We start from the raw sequence: 19,689 nt of genomic DNA on the forward strand, positions 1-19,689 counted from the left end.
GCTACGCCTTTTCGGTGCAGTCCGGGCAGAGTCCCTCGGCTTCTACAACCGTTCGCTCAATCTCGAAACCCGCTGCACGCGCAGCCGCACCCAGAACGCCTTTGGCCGGCGCCGATTGCGCTTCGGCCACGGCATCGCATTTTCTGCAGATCATGAAAGCCGGGGAATGCGCTGCACCGGGATGCGAACAGGCGACGAATGCATTTAAACGCTCGATTTTATGCACGAAGCCGTTTTGGACAAGGAAGTCGAGGGCGCGATAAGCGACCGGAGGTTGAGACCCAAACCCTTCGTCACGCAAACGATCAAGAATGGCATAAGCCCCAAGCGCGCGATGCTCTTGCAGCAGCATCTCCAGAACCTTGCGGCGAACCGGGGTAAGGCGCAGCCCTTCTTCTTTGCAGCGCGCTTCCGCCGTGGCCAGCGCGGTCTCGACGCAATGCTCGTGGTCATGTTTCTGAAACCCGACCGGGGCTGAATCGTCCACCGGTATGGGGTGTGCGTCACTTGTCATGTTATTCCATATCATGTATGCGGCTCATAATGTTATAAAATCACACAGAGGGTCTGATGTCCAGAAAGCTTCTCCCACTATCTATCTCGGCTGCGCTTATGGGCGGAACGGCCATGGCTGAAGTACCTAAGGTTGCGGTCGATATCGCGCCAGTTCATTCGCTGGTGGCCCGCGTTATGGAAGGTGTTGGAACGCCTGACCTTATTATCCCGCCGGGCGCGTCGCCCCATGAATACAACCTGCGTCCCTCGGAGGCCTCTGCACTGCAAGAGGCGGACCTGGTGTTCTGGATCGGTGAAGATCTGACGCCTTGGCTGGAAGACGCGGTTGGAACCCTGGCAGATGGCGCAACCGTTACGAGCTTGCTTGAATCGGACGGCACCGTTCTTTTGGATTTCCGTGAAAGCGCTTTGTTCGAAGCGCATGATCATGAGGATCACGAAGACCACGCCGACCACGATGACCATGACGACCACGACCATGGCGACGAGCATGCCGAGGACGGTGAGCATGAACACGAAGACGAACATGGTCACGATGAACACGATCATGATGAGCATGCTGAAGACAAGGGCCATGATGACCACGGTCATGAGGAAGAGCATGCGCATGAAGACGAGCATGACCACGATGATCACGCCAAGGATGATGATCACGAGGACCATGCTGACCATGAAGAACATGACGATCATGACCACGAAGATCATGCCGACCACGACGGGCACGACGACCATGAAGGTCACGCACATGGCGAACATGACCCGCATGCCTGGCTGTCTCCGGCAAATGCGGAAACCTGGTTGAACCTGATCGCGGCGCAACTGTCGGCGGCTGACCCTGACAACGCGGGCGCGTATTTTGCAAACGCGGCGGCTGCGCGCGAAGAAATGGCTGCGCTGTCTGCCGAAGTGGCTGAAACTCTGGAGCCTGTCCGTGGCGGCAGCTTCGTCGTGTTCCACGATGCCTACCAATACTTCGAGGATGCATTCGACTTCCCGGCCTCTGGCGCGATTTCAGTAGGTGATGCAGTTGACCCGAGCCCTGCGCGCATCGCTGAAATTCAGGGCCGTATTCGCGAAGAAGGCGTCGATTGCGTGCTGGCAGAACCGCAGTTCGACTCCGGGATTGTCGCTACTGTTCTGGATGGAACCGAAGCCAATACTGGCGTGATCGATCCGCTTGGGTCTGATCTGGAACCCGGAGTGGCGCTCTACCCACAAGTTATCCGCAATATGGCAAAGACACTGGCAGAGTGCCTTTAACCTGAAAGACGGGCCCGGTCGAATTTGAAACATCGACCGGGCCAAACTCCGTCAGGGACAACGCAGGTAATTGGTTCTTGTGTTTCATGTGACAGCGATGTCCCTGACGCTCTCAGGCAGTGCGCATTTGAAAATTTCATACTTTTCAATGATTTCGATCAACGACTAGGGTCATTTGGACAATTTGCGTTCTGCGTCCTTTGATCTCCATAAAGTCACACACAAATAGAAGTCGTGAGTGGATTCCGCGACGCTGGACTGAATTGCGATGAAGTCGGAGTTAGTGTCGGGCCTTCGCTGTTCTGAACAGCAGCAAAAACACAAAGACTGAGCCAATCGAGGTTGTTACGATTCCTACCGGTAACTCCTGCGGTGCCAGCAGAAGCCTGCTGATTATGTCCGAGCCTGTCAGAAGCGCTGCGCCGACGATTGCGGCGGTTGGCAACAACCGGTTGTGTAGCGGTCCGGCGATGCCTCGGGCAATATGAGGCACCATCAGGCCGACAAAGCCGATCACCCCGGCGACCGAGACGAAGACTGCGGTCGCAAGGGCCGCAACAAAGAACATGCTGAACCGCAGCCCTCGCACAGGTACGCCCAGCGTTGAGGCGGTTAGATCCCCGGTCAGCAGGGCGTCCAGCCAGCGGCTGCGATACAGCGAATAAGACAGGATCAGCAGCAGGCCGACGCAGACCAGTGGGAAGGTCTCCCACCGGGCCAAACCCAACCCGCCCAGCATCCAGAAGATCACCGAATGAGCGGCACGGCTGTCGCCAGCGAAAATCAGATAATTGGTGATGGCCGAGAACAGGAAGGAAACCGCCAGACCGGCCAGAATTAGTTTTTCAGGCGCGCTTGTGCGCAAGGCATGCACCAGCGCCAGCACGATACCGGACGCCACAAGGCCACCGCAGAACGCCGCCAGTGGCAAAGTCCAGAAACCCAGAATATCGCCGGTCACGGTTATGACGAAAACCGCTCCGGCCGCCGCGCCCGAGGACAGGCCGAACAGGAAGGGGTCGGCCAGATCGTTGCGGGTGGTGGTCTGTAGAACGACGCCGACAAGGCCAAGCCCGGCGCCGATGACGGCCGCGAACAGAGCACGGGGCAAACGTAGATCGAACACGATCCGGTGCAGTGCGGACATATCTCCGTCCGCCAGACCAGTACCCAGCAACACCGCATCAAACGCATCCCGCGCGGGGATGGGTGTGGTGCCGTAGACGGTCGAAATCAGCAAGAGGGCGGCCAGAATGACCGCCCCCAAAATCAGAACCAGGCCCAATCGGCCCATATCAGTTGATGCCCGGGTGCATGGCTTGGGCCATTTTCGAGATCGCCTCGATGTTCGCTGGTCCGGGGGTCAGTTCCTCGTACCGTAGGCCGATCCAGCGTTCGTTCTTGACCGCATCGGTCTGCGACATCACCGGGTGTTCCTGAAGGAACTTGAACGTATCCTCCGCGCCATTGCCGGTTTGATAGTCCAGCAGCACCAGGAATTCCGGGTTTGCGGCAGCGACGGCCTCCCACGAAGTGCGGCCCCAGCTGGTTTCCATATCATGGGTAACGTTCTCGCCGCCCGCAGCCGCGATCATCGCGTCGGGGATAGCGAATTTGCCCGCGGTGAAGGGCGCGTCGGCCGGGCCATCCAGCAGGAACACACGGGGTTTCGGCAGTTCGGCGGTTTGCGCTTCGATGGCTGCCAGTTCCTCTTTCCAGCCATCGACCAGTTCTTCTGCCTTGTCTTCGACATGCATCACTTTGCCCAGACGCAGCACGTCGTCAAACAGCAGATCCATGCTGGCCTGGGGGCGATCCTTGTCCAGATGCACGCAGCTTTCAGTCAGAATCATAGTCTTGATGCCAAAAGGCTCCAGCGTGTCGGGCGTGACGTCGCCACCGGGCTTCATGCCATAATACCAACCGGCAAAGAACAGGTCGGGTTCAACCGCGACAAGGTTTTCAACGGTCGGATATTTCGGCGCAAGCTCGGGGATGTCACCGCGCAGGGTGTCGAATTCCGGACTGGTTTTGTACCAGCCGGTGATGCCGGTCAGACCCACGATCTTGTCTTGTAGACCCAGCACAAAGGCCATGTCGGTCATGTTCATGTCATGCACGACCAGCCGTTCGGGTTGGGTCTCAAAAACCAGCGGCGCGCCGCAATTGTCGACCGTCACCTCATGCGCAAAGGCGCCGCCTGCCACGGCGGTGATCAGGGCCGCAGACCAGATTTGCTTCATTGGGGGAGTTTCCTTAACTTTAGTTTGAGACGGGAGTTCTTCGGATATCCAGCGCCGGGATCACCCGGCCTTCGTGCTGGAAACACAGGTAATCAACGCCGAACGTGTCGCGTACATGCGCGGGTGTCAGCACCTCGGCCACAGGGCCGAAACTGGTCAGGCGTGTGGATTTCATCAGCGCCACATGGGTGGCGAATTCGGGTATCATGACGAGGTCATGCACGATCATGACCACGGTGATGCCAAGCTCGGCCACCAGCGACAGCATCCGCCCCTTGGCATCCGGGTCCAGATGATTGGTGGGCTCATCCAGGAATAGCAGCGACGGGTTCTGCGCTAGTGCCCGGGCGATGTGCGCCCTCTGACGCTCACCGCCGGACAGCAGGGCCATCCGTTTGCCTGCCAGTGCGGTCAGCCCGGTCAGGTCCAGTATCCGATCCAGCTCGGCCGCGTGGGCGTCGGCAGATCGGTCGGACCGGATCGGAATCTGACCCAGGGCAACATAATCCCGCAGCAGCAGACGACCGTCCGGGAATTCCTGCTGGCTGACAACGGCGATCATGCGGGCGCGCTCGGATGCGGACATCTGTTTCAGGCTGCGCCCGTTGACCAGAACATCGCCCAGAACCAGTTCGGCCGCGCCGCAGAGCAGGTTCAGAAGTGTGGTCTTCCCGGCCCCGTTCGGTCCGGCAATGGCCAGGATTGCGCCCCTGTCCAGTTCAAACGATGCACCCTGCAGCAAAACATCGCCGTTGAGCGCGTAGTATTCGAGGTCACGCGCGACCAGAAACGCAGGGTCCGTCATGAGCGCTCCTCCACGTTCAACCTTGGCATGCGGGCCAGGGTCTTGTTGAGCAAGGCACGCGGACGGTCTGTGGCATTTGTCCAGCCGTCGCCACTGGCGTGGAATTGCCGCGCGAAATCGGCCAGAGCGTCGACATCTTGCGAGGTTTGGATATCCCCAAACAAGTATTGTGCTTTGCCAACAGCCTGAAAGCCGACGGTTATGGGCCGGTCACAACCTGCCATGCACGACACCGAATGTACGGAGTAGCCACAGGGCAGTCGATCTGTCAGTGCCTTTTGGATTAAACGCGCCGCGTCCGAACCTTTGCAGGTTTCACAAATCAGCAGGCAGTGTTCGGGAGTGTTTGCCATTACCCGCTCCGTCTATTGCCGAGGCGAGTTTATTGCAATGTAATAACGTAACGATTTCGTCACTTTGCCTCCTTCCAGGACGCCCCGCCCCGGGTTGGTTGAATTCGAGATGGCAGGTCTCCTGACTTGCGGGTCATCGCTTTGCCGACCTTCCCAGCCTTGCGGCCAGTGGTGTTTTGGCATTGCTCACCGCTTACAGTTGCGGGGGCAGTTACGGAGTTGGTGCCAGTTGGCGGACCTCACCGTATTCCCTTTTCATCCCCAATACGGGGAACCATCGCCAGAATGACTGCCCGAGATCGCCCAATGCGTCAATATAAAATTTTTTGTTCCTTTGTTGACCGGTAAGTCCTGAAGTAGGGCGCGCGCTCTGCGATGGACGGTTTCGACAAAAACCCACTGGAATGAGCCCGGCAGAGCGGTAGAATCCGATCATGCGATATTGGTTTCCTCTTATGACGATTCTGGCACTGGCCCTGTGCGGTCCATACGCAATGGCGGCCCCGGGGGCTGCACTGGAATGGTCCGACTTGCCCGACCCGTCTGCGCAGGTATTCGAAGATCCGTATCGCGATCTCAGTCCGGAACAGTTTGACGATGTGCTTTTCGTTGTGCGTCTGCGGGGCAGGCTGCAGCAAGATGTAGGCAGTGTCGAAGAACGTCTTAAGTGGCAAGAACTTCTGGTTGAGACAGAAGGGGCTTTGGAAGGGGACGGAATCGATGTCGACTGGTTGCTGGAGCAGCGACATGTCGTGGCCCAACGCCGAAAGCGCGCCGGTACAGCGGGAAACCCTAAATTCGATAATCAAACAGTGACATTGGCGGGTTTTGCCATTCCGGCCCCGCCCGATGCGGACGGGCGCTCCATAGCCTATTTGGTGCCTCAGCGCGGTATGTGCAGTCACCTTCCTCCGCCGCCGCCCAATCAGATGATACGGGTGCGGCTGAACGGTGACTGGGCACCCAGCTATTACCACGAACCCGTACGTTTGACCGGAAAGCTGGTCGTCGACCCATCGGAACAAAGCATGATGGTTGTCGATGGTTTTATGCCGATGCGCGCAACCTTCCGACTGGACACTGAAAGCGTTGAGACGCTGGAGGTGCAAACTGATGGGTTGGAATGGACGCAAAGCCCGGCTGACCGCATCCGGGCGGCAGGTGATCGCAAAACTGGTGGGGCTGGTCAGCCGTAATTTGGAAGGCGGTAAGCAGCACTGATGGGGCAACCCAAAAAACTTTGGATACGATCTTTTCGACGGAACGTAACGGCCCCGCCTTTGCTGCAGGATTTCGAAAGCCATGGAAACGCGATTTGCGCCGAAACTCGAGATCAAGTTCAGCCAATTGCAGCGTTTCTTGATCTGCGTGAAGGTTCAAGAAAACCGGGCAGATCTACTTTAGGAACGGGTCCCTTACCCGGACGACAGGCTGAGGTGGGGTTGAAGGCGTTGTGAAACACCCTTTATCACTAAAATGTCGGCTAACCTTTCGTGCCCCGACGGTCTTGGATATGACAGGAACAGCGCCGCCAAAGCCCTGCCTGCGCTGAACAATCGGGAGCGTGTCTATGAAGTTTCACCGTTCGGCCCTTGCCGCCATCGTTTGCGCGCTGCCGTTTATGGCACAGGCCCAAACCGAAGAAGACGCGCCGGGCCTGATGGTCGAGTTGAACGCAGTGGAAGAGATGGAAGGGGCTTGCCGCCTAACATTTCTGGTCGAAAATGAAACCTCAACGTCGATCGACTCTGCCAGCTATCAAGTGGTGATTTTCGATGCCGCAGGTGTTTTCGAACGCGTCACGCTTTTCGGATTTCGGGATCTGCCGGCAAAACGTCCTCGGGTGCGTCAGTTTGATATCCGCGATACCACCTGCGAAAACATTGGGCGTGTTCTGATCAACGGTGTGAGCAATTGCAAAGTCGGCGGCACCGACAGCGATCTATGTGATGAGACACCGACCTTGAACAGCCGAACAGAAGTGGAGCTTTTGGGATGAGTTTTCTTGACGCGCTGCGTGAAATCCTGGCCCTTGGTGGGCCGGTGGTTGCCATCCTGATCGCCATGTCCGTGGTGACGTTGGCGGTCACACTTTACAAGCTCTGGCAATTCGCGGCCTCGGGCGTTGGGCGGCATCGGGTGCTGTCACAGGCATTGGAGGCCTGGGACGCCGGTGACGAACAGACCGCCCGCGCGCGCCTGGCCAAAAGCCACAGCTACCTTGCGCCGCTGGTCGGCGTTGCGATGGACGCACCGGACGCACCCGGTTTGGATCAGCGGCTGGACGCCGAGGCGGGGCTGGCGCTGGCTGGTCTTGAGCGCGGTTTTCGCCTGCTCGATACCGTGGCGCAATTGGCCCCCCTGTTAGGGTTGTTCGGCACTGTTCTGGGCATGATCGACGCGTTCCGCAGCTTGCAATCTGCGGGCTCTTCGGTTGATCCGTCGCTGCTGGCGGGCGGTATCTGGGTGGCGCTGGTGACCACCGCTGTTGGTCTGGCGGTGGCAATGCCGACCTCGATGGTGCTGTCTTGGTTCGAAAGCCGCACCGCACGTGAACGGGTGTTTGCCGACAAGGCGCTTCGCACGGTTTTGGTGCCGGGGCAGGCGATCCCGCTGGCCGAAGATGCCCAACCCATGGCGGCCACGCCCGGACATGCGTAACCTCGCACCCTTTGTCAGACGACCCATGGCGATGACACCGCTCATCGACGTGATCTTTCTGTTGTTGCTGTTCTTTATGCTGACCTCGACTTTTTCGAAATACGGCGAGATCGAGATGAGTAACGCCACGACCGGAGGGGCCTCGACGGATGCGCCGCAAGACCGTGCCTTTGTCCAGCTGGGCGAAGACCGGCTGTATCTGAACGGCACGCCGGTCACGCTGGATGAATTGACGGCGCAGGTGACCACTGGGCAGGTGTTGGTCAACCTCGATACTGATACGACAGCGCAGCGTCTGGTGGACCTGCTGGTCCTGCTGCGCGGGCGTGAAGGTCTGAGCGTGTTGGTGCTGGAATGATCCGCCGTAGCCGCCCCCGCCGCAAACGCGACTCGACCATAGCGCTGATCAACGTCGTGTTCCTGATGCTGATCTTCTTTCTGATCGCAGGTACGGTGGCCACTCCGCTGGACCCCGACCTGAACCTGGTCGACACGTCCGAGCTGGAAGGCCGTGAGCCGCCAGACGCGCTGGTGTTGCACCGGGATGGTACACTCAGCTTTCGCGGTACACCTGTGGAGCCGGAAGCCTATATGGCCGGGCGCGACCCCGGGCCAGTGCGGATCGTTCCGGATCGTGAAGCCTCGGGCGCGCGACTGATTGAGGTCACCGGCGAGCTGCGCCAGCTTGGCGCGGCATCGGTGTTTGTCGTGACCGAGAAGGCGCTGGAATGATCCGGGGTTCGGTCGTCATCGCTGTCCTTGCGGCGCTGCTGTCCTTGCTGCTGCACCTGATGGGGTTAAGCCTGACCGCGCCCAGACTGGCTCAGCAGCCGGATAACGCAGGTCGGGGGGACTCCGTCGAGCTGAGCAACAGTTTCGAAGACCTTGTGGAGTCTGTCGCCGAACCGGTAGAAGTTGAACCGCCTGAGGCTCCGGAACCCCCGGTGGAGGAACCATTGGAACCGGCGCCTGAACCGGAGGAGATTCCGATCAGTGAGGTGCATGTAGCTTCGGACAACCCGCAGCAGACCTATGCACCCGACACCGGCACGTCCGAAATCCTGCAGCCAGTCGCCCCTGAACCGATCGATGCCGAGGCTCCGGAAACACAGGACACGACGGATGGTGACAAATCCGCCAGCGATGAGGTGGAGGAGACCCCGCCGGTCGAGGAAACTGAGGTTGCCGAAACGCCCGAAGGCAGCCCCGAAGCCACAGAACCGGAAGAGGAAACCCCCGCCGCACCCGAACTCACCGAAGCTGAGCAGATAGCCGCTTTGCCCGAACCAGCGGAAAACCCCGTTCCGTCGGTTGTGCCGGTCGTGCCTTCTGAAAGCGAGGCGATCGAGGCCGATATCCCCGCCACCCCGACTGAGCCAGTGCCCGACGCAGAAGAAAACAGCGAGGAGTCGGAGCAGGCGCTGACCTCTTCGATTCGTCCACGCCTGCCGGATCGTCGGTCGCAACCTGAATCTGTGGGTACGTTACGCGGGGCACGGGATTTCAGCGATCTGCGGTTTCCAACACGCGAAATCGAGTCGCCTCTCACCACTTATCAGCGTCGCGGCGTTGATTCATTCACCTCGGGCGACAGCGGCGCGCGATCGGGCGGGCGTGGGCCCGGAAACTCGGATAGAACCAACTATGCCGGGCGGGTTCTGGTTCACCTGAACCGCGCACCGATTGTCTACACGTCCGCTCGGGGCTTTGCGAAGGTCTTTTTCGAGATCAACGCGGATGGCACATTGGCCTGGGTTGACGTTGTGGACAGCAGTGGCACGTCCGAAGTCGAGCGCGCAGCCAAGGCGCAAGTCCGCGCGGCCTCACCCTTCCCAAAACCACCTGGAGGCGTCAGCCGAAAGCTGTCCTTCTTTTATACCAGTAACTGAAGGTTTAGGTGCGGATGGTTTGCCCTAGTGCTTTTCGAAGAACAGAATAACCTCACCCAGCCGCACGCCATAGCGAGAGACGTAGGCGCGGTTCAGCAGCCGGTCGTCACTCAGCAGCCACATCCAATCATCGAAATTCACCCGCATGGTGCCGTCTTTCACGGGTAGGTCGATCTTGTACTTCCAGTTGAATGTATCGCCGCGTTCAACTCCGCTGGCGGTGCCTAACACGCCCGGAGCGGTGCCGGTCCATGTATCCTCGCCGGTTTTGGTCAAGGTCCAGATGCGTTGTTCGGTAGCTCCGTCGTCATAGACGAAATCCTCGACCAGCGTCAGGGTTTTACCATCCCATGTACCGTCAATCTCGACGGTGAACCGGCGGGGCACATTGCCCAACACATCCTGAAACTGACCATAGGCGACGGTTTTGCCTTCAAAAAACTCCTCAAGGTTCAGTTGCCGGTCGGACAGGAAGGACTTGGGCACGCGCGGCTTGGCCGAACAAGCCGCCAGCGCGGCAAGTCCGAGAATGGCGAGGGCCGAGATCAGAAACCGGCGGGTGATCATTGCAACGTCCTTGTTTCGGCCGTCGCGTCGTAACCGTTCGATCCGCTGACATGGGCCGGCTTCGCCTCGGGCGCAGGGCGCATTGTGGCGACCAGTTCAGCGACTTTGAGGCCAAATTTGCGCATCTCGGAGCGATTCATGATCACGCCGTTCTCCGTCAGGTACATCCAATCGGTGACGTCCAGAGTGTGTCCGCCCGCATCCGCGGGAAGGATGATCCGGTAGGTCAGCTTGACGGTGGAACCGGAGATGGTGCCGTGACCCTCGCCCACGATGTCGTCCGCCGTGGCTGTAAACGTATTTCCGGTGCCCAGCGTCAGATACCATTTGCGGGTCATCTCCTTACCGTTGGAATAGGTGAAATACTCGGATAGCGTACCGGTATTGCCGTCCCATTGGCCAACCATACGGGCGACAAAGCTGTTCGACATTTTGCCATTGGGCCCATAGATCAGCCCTTCGGACAGGATTTCTCCGTTCAGGTTTTCCTTCATTTTGAACGCAGGCCCGGTGGCTGCGTAGTCCGTTGGCACCTGCGACCGGAAGCTTAGGAACCGGCGCTGGGCGACAATCAGGATAAGGATGGCGAGCAGAAGGGTGGCGATGACAGTCATTTGGCTGAGACCTCCGTTGGCAGCGTCAGGACCAGCCCGAACGCGCCGAGTTTCAGGATGCAGGGCAGCACGGCATAGGCGAAGTTGAGTGTACGCAACGCCTCGGCCGAGTTTGTCTGCCCCGGAGTGAACCCGCTACGTTCCAGCAGCGGCAGAGTGAAAAAGGCGGCAAGTGCGAGACCCAACTTGCCCGCGAAGGACCAGATACCGAAGGCGGCCGAGGCATTTAGCCCGGCGCGTGTCAGCACTACTGAGAACATGGCAGGCAGCACGACCATATCCGCCCCTAGCGCCGCACCGGATGTCAGGCAGATCACCGCAAATCCGGTCAGGTTACCGGCCGTCAAAGTGGCAGCCCCAATAAAACCCGCGATCGACAGCGGCATGGCGATCATCAGGGTCTGTTTTGGGCCAATCCGGTTGCTGAGCTTGGCCCAGAGTGGCACGCTTGCCCCGGCGCTGAGGAAGAACAGGATCAGCAGCGGCCCGGCCTTTCCGGGCAGTTGCAGGCGGTCCTCAACAAAAAACAGAAACAGCGTAGAGGTGATGGCCACCGGCAGGCTGTTGACCAACGCCAAAAACAGAAGGCGTAGCGCTCCAGCCTGACCCAGCCCGGCGAAAGATAACCCCTGACCAGTGATCGGGGTACGACGCCAGATCGGGAAGGTCAGCACCAGTGTCAGGACGCCCAGCAGACCCAGAAACAACCCAAAGGCAGGATACCCTTGCGCGCTCGCCCCGAATGCCACGAACAAGGCGGGAGCGCTGGCGGCAAGGATCACTCCGGTCAGTTGCCCACCCTCGCGCCACGCGGCCAGCGTCATTAGTTCTTTGGCGTCAGCCTGTTTAGCCAGCGTTGCGCTGCGGCCATAGAGTAGAATTGTTCCGAGGCTATAGGCCGAGAATAACAGCACCAAAACAGACACTAATAAGGTGATACTTACACCTTGGGGCAGGCCAAACAATAAAGGAAACCCAATAGCCAGCCCAATCGCAGCCGCCGCAGCGAACAGCACCTGCGCCCGTGGCCAGCGATCGATGGCCCATCCGATCAGCGGGTCCTGCACCAAATCGACAATGCGGATTACCAGCAGAACGGTCCCGATCACCCCCAACCCAATGCCCAGATTCACCGCAGCAAAGCGAGGCAGATGGATGTAAAGCGGGATACCCGCCGCAGCCAGCATCAACGCATAAAGGCTGACCCGCGGGTACAGCATCACTGCCCTCGCAGCCTTTGCGTAAAGGCGGCGGAGCGGGTGTTTTCGCCCAAGAAGACGGACATGAAGCTGCGCTTTATCCCCGGATACGACATTGTGCAGGTCTTGCGCCCGTTCAGCCAGAACGAAACTTTGTCTGGTCCCTCGGACACCGCCAGATAGCGATCTCCCTTTTTGACCGCTTTGAAGCAGGCCTGAAGCTGATCGCGTACAGGTGCCGCGCGGCCAATGCGCTGCATCTCATCCAATGTCGAGTTGACCAACGCCTTTTGGCTCACGTTGCGGCGGTATTGCAGCTGCAACCCAAAGTCCTGGTTCCAACTGAACGCAGAACCGTCCGGTGTGAACAGTTGCGCGTCATACAACGGAAGCCCGAGATAACGAAAGGTCGCGGTGCCGCGCAGTTGTGGGTTGTCGAGTTCGTTCAGGCCGGATGACGCCGCCAAGCCACCGGGGGTCAGCAGGCAGAGGGACAGCAGCGCTGGGCGAAGAAATTCATACTTCGGCCGAGGCAGGGATGGCCGGATCTTTTGCAAGAATGCCATTTTCAGCTCCGAGTGTTTGCGGGGTGCCGTTCAAGCGCTCGACAACGTGCATCGCGCTGGCAATCCCGTCTTCGTGGAAACCATGCCGGTTGTAGGCTCCGGCAAACCAGGTTCGGTTCTGTCCCTGCATCTCGCGGATTTGCCCTTGTGCTTTCAGGGCTGCCTTGTCGAAGACCGGATGGGCAAACTCGACCTGGTCATAGATTTTATCCGCGGGAATTTCTGATGATGCATTAAGCGTAACGAACAGTGGATCGCTGTCCGGAATGTTTTGCAAACGGTTCATCCAATAGGTGACCCCCACATTCCCGGCTTGCGAGCGATAGGTCCAGCTGGACCAGCAGGCCCGCCTGCGCGGCATCTGGCTTGGGTCGCAATGCAGAATGGCGGTGTTGGGCTGGTAACGAATAGACCCTAACGCGGCCTTTTCCGCATCCGTTGCCGCCTCACCCAGAATGGCAAGCGACTGGTCAGAATGGGTGGCCAGGATGATCTCGTCATACAAATCGGCCTGACCCTGGCTGTGAACCGTAACACCGGTTTCATCCCGCTGTATGTGGTCCACGGGCGAGGCCAGACGAATTTCGCTGCCCCGCGCGCGCAGAGCGGCATCAACACGGCGAACATATTCGATGCTGCCACCTTTGACCGTGTACCATTGATGCTGGTTGGCGCGACCGCTGGCCAACAGGGCGTGATTGCGGAAGAACTGCACCAACGAGCGTGCCGGGAACTGATCCACAAACTCCACTGGCGTAGACCAGATCGCACCGCACATCGGCATCAGGTAGTTGTGACGGAACCAATGACCCAGACGCAGCTGATCAACCAACTCTCCGATCGTTGTGTCATCGTCCTGCGCGGCCTCGGGGGCTTCTTTACCAAAGCGCAAAATGTCGGCGATCATCTTATAATAAGCCGGACGCGCAAGATTGCGTTTTTGCGCCGTCAGTGTGCGCAGGTTGTTCAGGCCGTATTCGATGCGGCCGTTGTCGATGGTGGCACCAAAGCTCATTTCGGACTCGATGACCGGTACGTTCAACTCATCAAATAGGCGTGTCAGATAAGGGTAGGTAACGTAGTTGAACACAATGAAGCCGGTATCAACGGGCTGATCGCCGTTCTTGCCCGCCATCACCGTGCGGGCGTGACCACCCAGCCGGGGTTCGGCCTCATAAACGGTGACGTCGTTGGTGTCGGAAAGATAGTAAGCGGCCGACAGACCTGAGATACCTGCACCTACTACTGCGATTTTCTTGCGTACGCCTCGGGTTTCGTCGAACATGCCATCCTCTTTGTGCGACATTTTACAACAGGATACGCAGCATATGCGGGGGTGGATCAATCGGATTAGAAGTTTTTCTGAAACGCACTATGTCTTGACGTCTGGTGAAGTGATCCGACCCCTTGCCCCGTCCGTAATAGATGAGACGCAACTGGAACGGGCGCATGAGCAGTTTTGACGGAAAAACCTATTGGATCATTGGTGCCAGCGAGGGTCTGGGCCGGGCGCTGGCCGAGGCGCTGAGCCGCCAAGGTGCGCATCTGGTCCTGTCTGCCCGCAATGCCGACCGTCTGGCCGAAATCTGCGCCATCCTCCCCAATGCGCAAGCCGTGCCGTGTGATGTGACCGATCTGGATTCCGTGCGCCGTGCCGCGGTTGAGGCCGGAGAGGTAGACGGGCTGGTCTATAACGCTGGAGCCTATGAGCCGATGCGCTCGGCCGATTGGGATACCGAGGCCGTGTTGGTAATGACTGACGTGAACTACACCGGCGCGTTGCGGGTTCTGGGGGAAACGGTGCGCAGATTCGTCCGTGCGGGCCGGGGGGATATCACGCTGATCGGATCCTTGTCCGGCTATCGCGGTTTGCCAGCGGCAGTGGGATATGCGGGCAGTAAGGCGGCGCTGATCTCGCTGGCCGAGACCATGCGGTTCGATCTGGGGGGCACAGGGGTAACGGTGCGGATCGTCAATCCGGGTTTCATCAAAACCCGTCTGACCGAGAAGAATAACTTCAGGATGCCGATGTTGATGAGCCCTGAGGATGCGGCTGAGCGGGTGGTCAAAGCCATGTCACGCCGCCGCTTCCGCACTGATTTTCCGGCCCCGTTTTCCTGGGTGATCCGATTGCTGGATTATTTGCCAGATTGGCTGGTATATCGTGGAAAATAGACCCTAATCAGGTCAATTCAGCCAAACTGTCCCTGACAGAACCAGCCCGCCGACAGGGTGCCGCCATGGCCGTAGAACAGCCACAGCCGTTCCCCCTGTTCGGTCACCACCACCCAGTAATCGCGTACACCGCTGCGCCAGTTTGGGTCGTCCAGCCACCATTCCGGGGCGATCCGTTCCGGGCCGGTGGCCTGCGCCAGTTGCCAGTCGCGCCCGCGCCAGCGAAAGGCGCTGGGTACATCCGGGGTTTCCGGGGCCATCACCGGCTCGGGTTGCCACATCTGCAAGGGGCGCGGACGGGGCGGGACCGGCCAGTCGCGCGCGGGTTCCGACCATGCGGCGGCCAGCGTTTGCGCGGTTTTTTCGGGGATGTGAGAGGCCGCCGGGTGGCGCCGTGTGATCGCCTCCAAGCCGACCCGCGCACCCAGCTTGCCGATAAGGTCGTCCACGGCGGTATTGCCTTCAAGGCGGTTGCGCGCCACCTGACGGGCCTCGGCATGGCCGGCCATGGTGCGGGCGTGGATGGGTTCGGTCTGAATCGCCTCAAGCCGCAGCATGTCGATGCCATAGCCCGCGTCGATCTGATCAATTTTCATCTCTAGCAAGGGGCGAATGCGGTGTTTGTCATGGGTTGGGCGGGCCAGCCCGACCTCGATGATCTCAGCCGCCTGATCGGCGCGATGCGCCTCAAGCCGCAGGGTGCGGACGCCGCGACCTTTCTCTTCCAGCTTGGTGCAGAGCGTCGGCAGCACCCGGTCGATGGCGGCTATCACGTCTTCGGTCAGGCCGATCGGGTTGGGTAGCGTCATGCGCACCGCGAAATGATGCGGCGGACGAGCAGGGGAAACCGGCTCGGGCGCGCTGCCCATGGCCTGATCCAGCCGCAGTACCAGCCCGCGCCCAAACCGCCGCGCCAGCGAGGCGCGGGGTTGGCCCAGCAGGTCGCCGATCCGGCGCAGACCCAGACGGTTCAATTGCGCAACCACCTGATCCTCCAACCGTAGCGCCGCAATGGGCAGGGGGCTGAGCGCGCCATAGGATTGCCCCGGTGCCGCAATGCGTGCACCGCCGCCCAAGGCCATTACCTGCGGCGCGGCTCCGCCTTTGGTCCAGTGCCGCCGTTTGCCCGCCCGGGCGCGAGTGGCGCGCGCCTCTTGGCTGATGGCGTCACCATTGCGGTCGGACGTGGCCTCTTGCCCCGCATAACGCGCCAAGGCCCAGGCCGCGCCCAGCGTGTCGGCGATGCCCATCTGCACGCTGAGGCCCATATCGGCGCAGTCGGTTTCAAGGACGCTCAGCAGCGCCTCTTCGCCGCCGAACAGATGCGCGCAGCCGGACAGGTCGACGATCAGCCCGTCCGGAGCCTCCTCAGCTACCCATGGGCTGAACTTGCCCGCCCAGCGGCGCAAAGCGGTCAGGAATGCAGCCTCGGCCGGGGCGTTGCGGGGGCGCGTTACCAGTGCCGCACACATGGCATGGGCGTCGCGCACCGGTTGACCGACGCGCAGACCGGCGGCGTGGGCCTCGGCGTTTAGCGAGGTGATCACCTGCATGTTCGACTGTTCAGCCACCACGGCCAAAGGCCCATCCTGCAGGCCCCGCGCAGCGCGGACCAGCCGTTCAGCCCCCAGACGGGGGAACCACAGTGAGAGTATTCGGCGTTTGGGCATCGGCAGACATCAAAATGTTCCCATTTTGTTCTTATCGCAGAATCATCTGCCGAGTCCACGCTTACCCGCAGGTCAGGCGCTGAATGGTCCCCGCTCCGTTCACGTAAACATTTAGCCGATCGATGCGATAATCCTGCGTGGCGATGTCATCCGGGCCCAGAACGCGCGACCGTTCCGGAAGGTCGGCTTGAATGGTCGACACAGACTGGCCAACTGCATCAGCAAACGGCTCGCCCTTGCAAAAGGCCAGATCCACCGCAGCGTTTCCCGAAGTGGCGGCAACGTCCTGGGGAATGCTGGTGTCCGCACAAGCTGCCAGAAGGATCAGGATCGGAAAAAATCGGTGCATTGGCGGTCCTCATCGTGACAATGTCGTTTCTGCAATATCAAACATTTAGCCAACCTGCCATGAAAGCGCAGTTGAAAACACCCTGTATTTGACGCAGGGTCGGGTCAAAGAAGACAGGGAGACAAGCACCATGCGTACCCGTGCCGCCGTCGCCGTTCAGGCGGGCAAACCTTTGGAAGTGATGGATGTGAACCTCGAAGGCCCCAAGGCGGGCGAGGTTCTGGTGGAAATTAAGGCCACCGGTATCTGCCATACCGATGAATTCACCCTGTCGGGCGCCGACCCCGAGGGCCTGTTTCCGGCCATTCTTGGCCACGAAGGTGCGGGCGTCGTGGTCGAAGTTGGTCCGGGCGTGACCAGCCTGAAGCCGGGCGACCACGTGATCCCACTCTACACACCTGAATGTCGCGAGTGTGAATACTGTCTGCACCCCAAAACCAACCTGTGTCAGGCGATCCGCGAGACGCAGGGTAAGGGTCTGATGCCTGACGGGACATCCCGGTTCTCGACGCTGGATGGCGACCCGATCCTGCACTACATGGGCTGTTCGACCTTCTCGAACCACACCGTTCTGCCGGAAATCGCGCTGGCCAAAGTGCGTGAGGACGCGCCGTTTGACAAAATCTGCTATATCGGTTGCGGCGTGACCACCGGTATCGGCGCGGTGATCAACACCGCCAAGGTGGAAATCGGCAGTCGCGCCATCGTGTTCGGTTTGGGCGGTATCGGCCTGAACGTGATCCAGGGCCTGCGTCTGGCCGGGGCCGATCAGATCGTGGGCGTTGACCTGAACCCGTCCAAAGTGGAAATGGCCACGAAATTCGGCATGACCGATTTCGTGAACCCCAAAGAGGTCGAAGGTGATCTGGTTCCCTATCTGGTCAACCTGACCAAGGGCGGCGCAGACTACACATTCGACGCCACCGGCAATGTCGGTGTGATGCGCGACGCGCTGGAATCGGCCCATAAGGGCTGGGGTGAATCGATCATCATCGGCGTGGCACCTGCTGGGGCCGAAATCTCGACCCGCCCGTTCCAGCTGGTCACCGGTCGTTCGTGGCGCGGTACCGCCTTCGGCGGTGCCCGTGGCCGGACCGACGTGCCCAAGATCGTCGACTGGTACATGGACGGCAAGATCGAGATCGACCCGATGATCACCCACACCATGGGTCTGGACGACATCAACCACGGGTTTGACCTGATGCACAAGGGCGAGAGCATCCGCTCGGTTGTGATCTATTAAGCCTCCGAGCCAAGGGTATTCCTGATCGGCGCGCTGTCTGGCGCGCCGTTTCTTATTTTCCGGGGCGCGAGGCCCCTGTATCCGACCGCGGTGACCGCACCCTAAGAACCGGAGTATTCGCCGACGACGTGTTCGCCCGGCTCTCGCGCCAGACCACGAACACGCCTGATGCGATGATGACGCTGGCCCCGACGGCGACCCAGCCGTCCGGGCGCTCGCCAAAGAAGATCATGCCGAACAACGTAGCCCAGATGATCTGGCTGTATTGGCTGGGGGCCACGACCCCGGCGGGCGCGGCGCGGTAGGCCAGAATGATCAGATGTTGCGCGATCACCGAGAACACGCCTACCAGTGCCATCATCGCCAGATGCAGAAGCGAAGGCGGCAGATAGACGGCGGGCTGCGCAAGGCTCATCACCACAATGGCAAGCAGCATCGGATAGAGAATCAGCACCGCCGAGCGTTCCTCATTGCCGATCTTTCGTACCAAAACAGAGCCTAACGCGCTGCAAAACGCTGCAGTCAGGGCGGCCAGGTGGCCAAGGGTGATGTCCGTTGCTCCGGGGCGCAGGACGATCAGCACGCCGATCAGGCCAACGACGACGGCGGCCCAGCGTTGGGCGCGCACGATTTCCCCCAATATGGGGATCGACAGGACCGTGACGAACAGGGGAAAGGCAAACAGCAGTGAATAGACCTCGGCCAGCGGCAAAACCGAGAAGGCGTAAAAGGCACAGACCATCGAGGTGACCAGCAAAGCTGAGCGGATCAGGACAAGCCACGGGTGGTGCGGCAGGAAATTCCCAGTGGTCCGGTCGGTCAGGATCGTGACCGCCATCGGCACAAAGGAAAACAGCGTGGCGAAAAAGATGATCTGCATCACCGAATAGGTGCTGCCCAGCACTTTGATCAACGCATCATGGCTGGCAAAGACAGCAAAGCCCGCAAACGCAAAGCCAAGGCCCCTAAGGGTGGTGTTCTGAGTGCTCATAGATCGGCCTCGGGGGATGTATCGGTGTGGTGGCACTATGCCGGCGCAGCGCAAAGGGGCTGTCTTGCCCCTGAGTAAACCCATTTCGTCGGCCCGCATAGCCCCTAATTTACCGCTAACATGGCAAAGCCGCCATGTTGTGAGATCAACGCAGGATCGGCGGCGCGTCCTTGGGTTGGCGGGCGGATTGCACACCGGCCTTCATGCCCACCCCAATGCGCCGGGCCAGAGCGACCCACGGGGTGGCCGTTTCCGGCGGAAGGGTTTCGGAGGCAACCTCTTCGAACAGGTCCAGCCAATGGGCGAAGAATTCGGGTTTCACGTCGGGCCGTTCGATATGAACCTGCTGCGGATTGCCGTTATAGCTGCGCTCATACAGGATGGCGTTACGCCAGAAGGCAGCGATCTTTTCCTCATGCGCGGGCCAGTCGGTGACATGGGTGTTGAAGACCGGTCCCAGCACTGCGTCCTCGCGTACGCGGGCATAAAAGGCGCGGACCTGTGCGTTGATCTGGTCCGACGTGGCCGGAAAGCGCGGCGGCAGGGTTGGTCTGGTCATGAAAGCACCGAATTCGACTCTGTTGTGGG

Annotated in this window: 23 protein-coding genes and 1 riboswitch; of the genes, 9 read left to right on the forward strand and 14 right to left on the reverse strand. The window is 59.9% G+C overall.

From position 1 onward, the window contains the following. Position 1 precedes the first annotated feature (1 nt). Positions 2–514 carry a Fur family transcriptional regulator gene (locus tag ACR0ER_RS07180; protein ID WP_480768332.1) on the reverse strand — a complete coding sequence of 171 codons (513 nt, stop codon included), beginning with the start codon at positions 512–514 and terminating at the stop codon, positions 2–4. 56 nt (positions 515–570) lie between these two features. On the opposite strand from ACR0ER_RS07180, the gene ACR0ER_RS07185 reads away from it, so the two are divergent. Beyond that, a complete protein-coding gene (locus tag ACR0ER_RS07185; protein ID WP_480768333.1) occupies positions 571–1,776 on the forward strand; it encodes a zinc ABC transporter substrate-binding protein in 1,206 nt (401 codons plus the stop codon). A 280-nt stretch (positions 1,777–2,056) separates the two neighbouring features. On the opposite strand, the gene ACR0ER_RS07190 is transcribed toward ACR0ER_RS07185, so the two are convergent. Genes ACR0ER_RS07190 through ACR0ER_RS07205 form a run of 4 tightly spaced genes read right to left on the reverse strand, consistent with a single transcriptional unit; the run spans position 2,057 to position 5,177 of the window. Next, on the reverse strand, positions 2,057–3,070 hold the full coding sequence (locus tag ACR0ER_RS07190) for a FecCD family ABC transporter permease (RefSeq protein WP_480768334.1): 1,014 nt from the start codon (positions 3,068–3,070) through the stop codon (positions 2,057–2,059). A gap of 1 nt (position 3,071) precedes the next feature. After that, positions 3,072–4,019, reverse strand: a complete 948-nt coding sequence (locus ACR0ER_RS07195; RefSeq protein WP_480768335.1) for an ABC transporter substrate-binding protein — start codon at positions 4,017–4,019, stop codon at positions 3,072–3,074. Positions 4,020–4,038: 19 nt separating this feature from the next. Continuing rightward, positions 4,039–4,824, reverse strand: coding sequence for an ABC transporter ATP-binding protein (locus ACR0ER_RS07200; protein WP_480768336.1), 786 nt, complete (start codon positions 4,822–4,824; stop codon positions 4,039–4,041). Then, positions 4,821–5,177: a DUF1636 family protein gene (locus ACR0ER_RS07205; RefSeq protein ID WP_480768337.1), complete on the reverse strand. Its 357-nt coding sequence runs from the start codon at positions 5,175–5,177 to the stop codon at positions 4,821–4,823. Before ACR0ER_RS07205 ends, ACR0ER_RS07200 begins: the two co-directional genes overlap by 4 nt. Before the next feature lie 94 nt (positions 5,178–5,271). Further along, positions 5,272–5,471: riboswitch (cobalamin riboswitch) on the reverse strand. 140 nt (positions 5,472–5,611) lie between these two features. Here ACR0ER_RS07205 and ACR0ER_RS07210 point away from each other — a divergent pair. From ACR0ER_RS07210 to ACR0ER_RS07235, 6 genes are all read left to right on the forward strand, one after another. Further along, on the forward strand, positions 5,612–6,373 hold the full coding sequence (locus ACR0ER_RS07210) for a DUF3299 domain-containing protein (protein ID WP_480768338.1): 762 nt from the start codon (positions 5,612–5,614) through the stop codon (positions 6,371–6,373). A 374-nt stretch (positions 6,374–6,747) separates the two neighbouring features. Beyond that, positions 6,748–7,176, forward strand: a complete 429-nt coding sequence (locus tag ACR0ER_RS07215; protein WP_480768339.1) for a hypothetical protein — start codon at positions 6,748–6,750, stop codon at positions 7,174–7,176. Next, positions 7,173–7,838, forward strand: a complete 666-nt coding sequence (locus tag ACR0ER_RS07220; protein ID WP_480768340.1) for a MotA/TolQ/ExbB proton channel family protein — start codon at positions 7,173–7,175, stop codon at positions 7,836–7,838. Before ACR0ER_RS07215 ends, ACR0ER_RS07220 begins: the two co-directional genes overlap by 4 nt. Positions 7,839–7,863: 25 nt before the next feature. Further along, complete coding sequence (locus tag ACR0ER_RS07225; protein WP_480768341.1) at positions 7,864–8,196, forward strand: ExbD/TolR family protein; 333 nt, start codon at positions 7,864–7,866, stop codon at positions 8,194–8,196. Then, positions 8,193–8,570 carry an ExbD/TolR family protein gene (locus ACR0ER_RS07230; RefSeq protein ID WP_480768342.1) on the forward strand — a complete coding sequence of 126 codons (378 nt, stop codon included), beginning with the start codon at positions 8,193–8,195 and terminating at the stop codon, positions 8,568–8,570. The genes ACR0ER_RS07225 and ACR0ER_RS07230 overlap by 4 nt, the downstream gene beginning before the upstream one ends. Further along, positions 8,567–9,727: an energy transducer TonB family protein gene (locus ACR0ER_RS07235; protein ID WP_480768343.1), complete on the forward strand. Its 1,161-nt coding sequence runs from the start codon at positions 8,567–8,569 to the stop codon at positions 9,725–9,727. The genes ACR0ER_RS07230 and ACR0ER_RS07235 overlap by 4 nt, the downstream gene beginning before the upstream one ends. Positions 9,728–9,751: 24 nt before the next feature. On the opposite strand, the gene ACR0ER_RS07240 is transcribed toward ACR0ER_RS07235, so the two are convergent. Genes ACR0ER_RS07240 through ACR0ER_RS07260 form a run of 5 tightly spaced genes read right to left on the reverse strand, consistent with a single transcriptional unit; the run spans position 9,752 to position 13,958 of the window. Further along, positions 9,752–10,294, reverse strand: a complete 543-nt coding sequence (locus tag ACR0ER_RS07240; RefSeq protein WP_480768344.1) for a DUF3833 domain-containing protein — start codon at positions 10,292–10,294, stop codon at positions 9,752–9,754. After that, positions 10,291–10,908 carry a DUF3833 domain-containing protein gene (locus tag ACR0ER_RS07245; protein WP_480768345.1) on the reverse strand — a complete coding sequence of 206 codons (618 nt, stop codon included), beginning with the start codon at positions 10,906–10,908 and terminating at the stop codon, positions 10,291–10,293. The genes ACR0ER_RS07240 and ACR0ER_RS07245 overlap by 4 nt, the downstream gene beginning before the upstream one ends. Further along, the gene (locus ACR0ER_RS07250; protein ID WP_480768346.1) at positions 10,905–12,128 is read right to left on the reverse strand and encodes an MFS transporter; all 1,224 of its coding nucleotides are present in this window, start codon (positions 12,126–12,128) and stop codon (positions 10,905–10,907) included. The genes ACR0ER_RS07245 and ACR0ER_RS07250 overlap by 4 nt, the downstream gene beginning before the upstream one ends. Next, the gene (locus ACR0ER_RS07255) at positions 12,128–12,673 is read right to left on the reverse strand and encodes a hypothetical protein (protein ID WP_480768347.1); all 546 of its coding nucleotides are present in this window, start codon (positions 12,671–12,673) and stop codon (positions 12,128–12,130) included. Before ACR0ER_RS07255 ends, ACR0ER_RS07250 begins: the two co-directional genes overlap by 1 nt. After that, the gene (locus tag ACR0ER_RS07260) at positions 12,624–13,958 is read right to left on the reverse strand and encodes an NAD(P)/FAD-dependent oxidoreductase (protein ID WP_480768348.1); all 1,335 of its coding nucleotides are present in this window, start codon (positions 13,956–13,958) and stop codon (positions 12,624–12,626) included. The genes ACR0ER_RS07255 and ACR0ER_RS07260 overlap by 50 nt, the downstream gene beginning before the upstream one ends. A 164-nt stretch (positions 13,959–14,122) precedes the next feature. On the opposite strand from ACR0ER_RS07260, the gene ACR0ER_RS07265 reads away from it, so the two are divergent. Continuing rightward, entirely contained in the window at positions 14,123–14,848 is a 726-nt protein-coding gene (locus ACR0ER_RS07265; protein WP_480768349.1) for an SDR family NAD(P)-dependent oxidoreductase, read from the forward strand. A gap of 17 nt (positions 14,849–14,865) precedes the next feature. Here ACR0ER_RS07265 and ACR0ER_RS07270 read toward each other — a convergent pair whose 3' ends face one another. Then, a complete protein-coding gene (locus ACR0ER_RS07270) occupies positions 14,866–16,518 on the reverse strand; it encodes a DUF6504 family protein (protein WP_480768350.1) in 1,653 nt (550 codons plus the stop codon). A 61-nt stretch (positions 16,519–16,579) separates the two neighbouring features. Beyond that, entirely contained in the window at positions 16,580–16,867 is a 288-nt protein-coding gene (locus ACR0ER_RS07275) for an I78 family peptidase inhibitor (RefSeq protein ID WP_170329740.1), read from the reverse strand. 130 nt (positions 16,868–16,997) lie between these two features. On the opposite strand from ACR0ER_RS07275, the gene ACR0ER_RS07280 reads away from it, so the two are divergent. After that, positions 16,998–18,110: an S-(hydroxymethyl)glutathione dehydrogenase/class III alcohol dehydrogenase gene (locus tag ACR0ER_RS07280; protein WP_170329739.1), complete on the forward strand. Its 1,113-nt coding sequence runs from the start codon at positions 16,998–17,000 to the stop codon at positions 18,108–18,110. A 52-nt stretch (positions 18,111–18,162) separates the two neighbouring features. Here ACR0ER_RS07280 and ACR0ER_RS07285 read toward each other — a convergent pair whose 3' ends face one another. Both ACR0ER_RS07285 and ACR0ER_RS07290 read right to left on the reverse strand, forming a co-directional pair. Beyond that, positions 18,163–19,101 carry a DMT family transporter gene (locus ACR0ER_RS07285; RefSeq protein ID WP_480768351.1) on the reverse strand — a complete coding sequence of 313 codons (939 nt, stop codon included), beginning with the start codon at positions 19,099–19,101 and terminating at the stop codon, positions 18,163–18,165. Positions 19,102–19,246: 145 nt separating this feature from the next. Continuing rightward, on the reverse strand, positions 19,247–19,660 hold the full coding sequence (locus ACR0ER_RS07290; protein WP_480768352.1) for a group III truncated hemoglobin: 414 nt from the start codon (positions 19,658–19,660) through the stop codon (positions 19,247–19,249). Between the last annotated feature and the right edge of the window lie 29 nt (positions 19,661–19,689).

Source organism: Ruegeria sp. CH8 (assembly GCF_056536985.1).

Bases quoted from the DNA above. Each gene is read 5' to 3' on its own strand.
- ACR0ER_RS07265 (WP_480768349.1), top strand. From the start codon at position 14,123: ATGAGCAGTTTTGACGGAAAAACCTATTGGATCATTGGTGCCAGCGAG.
- ACR0ER_RS07190 (WP_480768334.1), bottom strand. From the start codon at position 3,070: ATGGGCCGATTGGGCCTGGTTCTGATTTTGGGGGCGGTCATTCTGGCC.
- ACR0ER_RS07285 (WP_480768351.1), bottom strand. From the start codon at position 19,101: ATGAGCACTCAGAACACCACCCTTAGGGGCCTTGGCTTTGCGTTTGCG.
- ACR0ER_RS07255 (WP_480768347.1), bottom strand. From the start codon at position 12,673: ATGGCATTCTTGCAAAAGATCCGGCCATCCCTGCCTCGGCCGAAGTAT.
- ACR0ER_RS07225 (WP_480768341.1), top strand. From the start codon at position 7,864: ATGGCGATGACACCGCTCATCGACGTGATCTTTCTGTTGTTGCTGTTC.
- ACR0ER_RS07230 (WP_480768342.1), top strand. From the start codon at position 8,193: ATGATCCGCCGTAGCCGCCCCCGCCGCAAACGCGACTCGACCATAGCG.
- ACR0ER_RS07290 (WP_480768352.1), bottom strand. From the start codon at position 19,660: ATGACCAGACCAACCCTGCCGCCGCGCTTTCCGGCCACGTCGGACCAG.
- ACR0ER_RS07275 (WP_170329740.1), bottom strand. From the start codon at position 16,867: ATGCACCGATTTTTTCCGATCCTGATCCTTCTGGCAGCTTGTGCGGAC.
- ACR0ER_RS07260 (WP_480768348.1), bottom strand. From the start codon at position 13,958: ATGTTCGACGAAACCCGAGGCGTACGCAAGAAAATCGCAGTAGTAGGT.
- ACR0ER_RS07215 (WP_480768339.1), top strand. From the start codon at position 6,748: ATGAAGTTTCACCGTTCGGCCCTTGCCGCCATCGTTTGCGCGCTGCCG.
- ACR0ER_RS07180 (WP_480768332.1), bottom strand. From the start codon at position 514: ATGACAAGTGACGCACACCCCATACCGGTGGACGATTCAGCCCCGGTC.
- ACR0ER_RS07185 (WP_480768333.1), top strand. From the start codon at position 571: ATGTCCAGAAAGCTTCTCCCACTATCTATCTCGGCTGCGCTTATGGGC.
- ACR0ER_RS07270 (WP_480768350.1), bottom strand. From the start codon at position 16,518: ATGCCCAAACGCCGAATACTCTCACTGTGGTTCCCCCGTCTGGGGGCT.
- ACR0ER_RS07220 (WP_480768340.1), top strand. From the start codon at position 7,173: ATGAGTTTTCTTGACGCGCTGCGTGAAATCCTGGCCCTTGGTGGGCCG.
- ACR0ER_RS07250 (WP_480768346.1), bottom strand. From the start codon at position 12,128: ATGCTGTACCCGCGGGTCAGCCTTTATGCGTTGATGCTGGCTGCGGCG.
- ACR0ER_RS07245 (WP_480768345.1), bottom strand. From the start codon at position 10,908: ATGACTGTCATCGCCACCCTTCTGCTCGCCATCCTTATCCTGATTGTC.
- ACR0ER_RS07235 (WP_480768343.1), top strand. From the start codon at position 8,567: ATGATCCGGGGTTCGGTCGTCATCGCTGTCCTTGCGGCGCTGCTGTCC.
- ACR0ER_RS07240 (WP_480768344.1), bottom strand. From the start codon at position 10,294: ATGATCACCCGCCGGTTTCTGATCTCGGCCCTCGCCATTCTCGGACTT.
- ACR0ER_RS07210 (WP_480768338.1), top strand. From the start codon at position 5,612: ATGCGATATTGGTTTCCTCTTATGACGATTCTGGCACTGGCCCTGTGC.
- ACR0ER_RS07280 (WP_170329739.1), top strand. From the start codon at position 16,998: ATGCGTACCCGTGCCGCCGTCGCCGTTCAGGCGGGCAAACCTTTGGAA.
- ACR0ER_RS07205 (WP_480768337.1), bottom strand. From the start codon at position 5,177: ATGGCAAACACTCCCGAACACTGCCTGCTGATTTGTGAAACCTGCAAA.
- ACR0ER_RS07195 (WP_480768335.1), bottom strand. From the start codon at position 4,019: ATGAAGCAAATCTGGTCTGCGGCCCTGATCACCGCCGTGGCAGGCGGC.
- ACR0ER_RS07200 (WP_480768336.1), bottom strand. From the start codon at position 4,824: ATGACGGACCCTGCGTTTCTGGTCGCGCGTGACCTCGAATACTACGCG.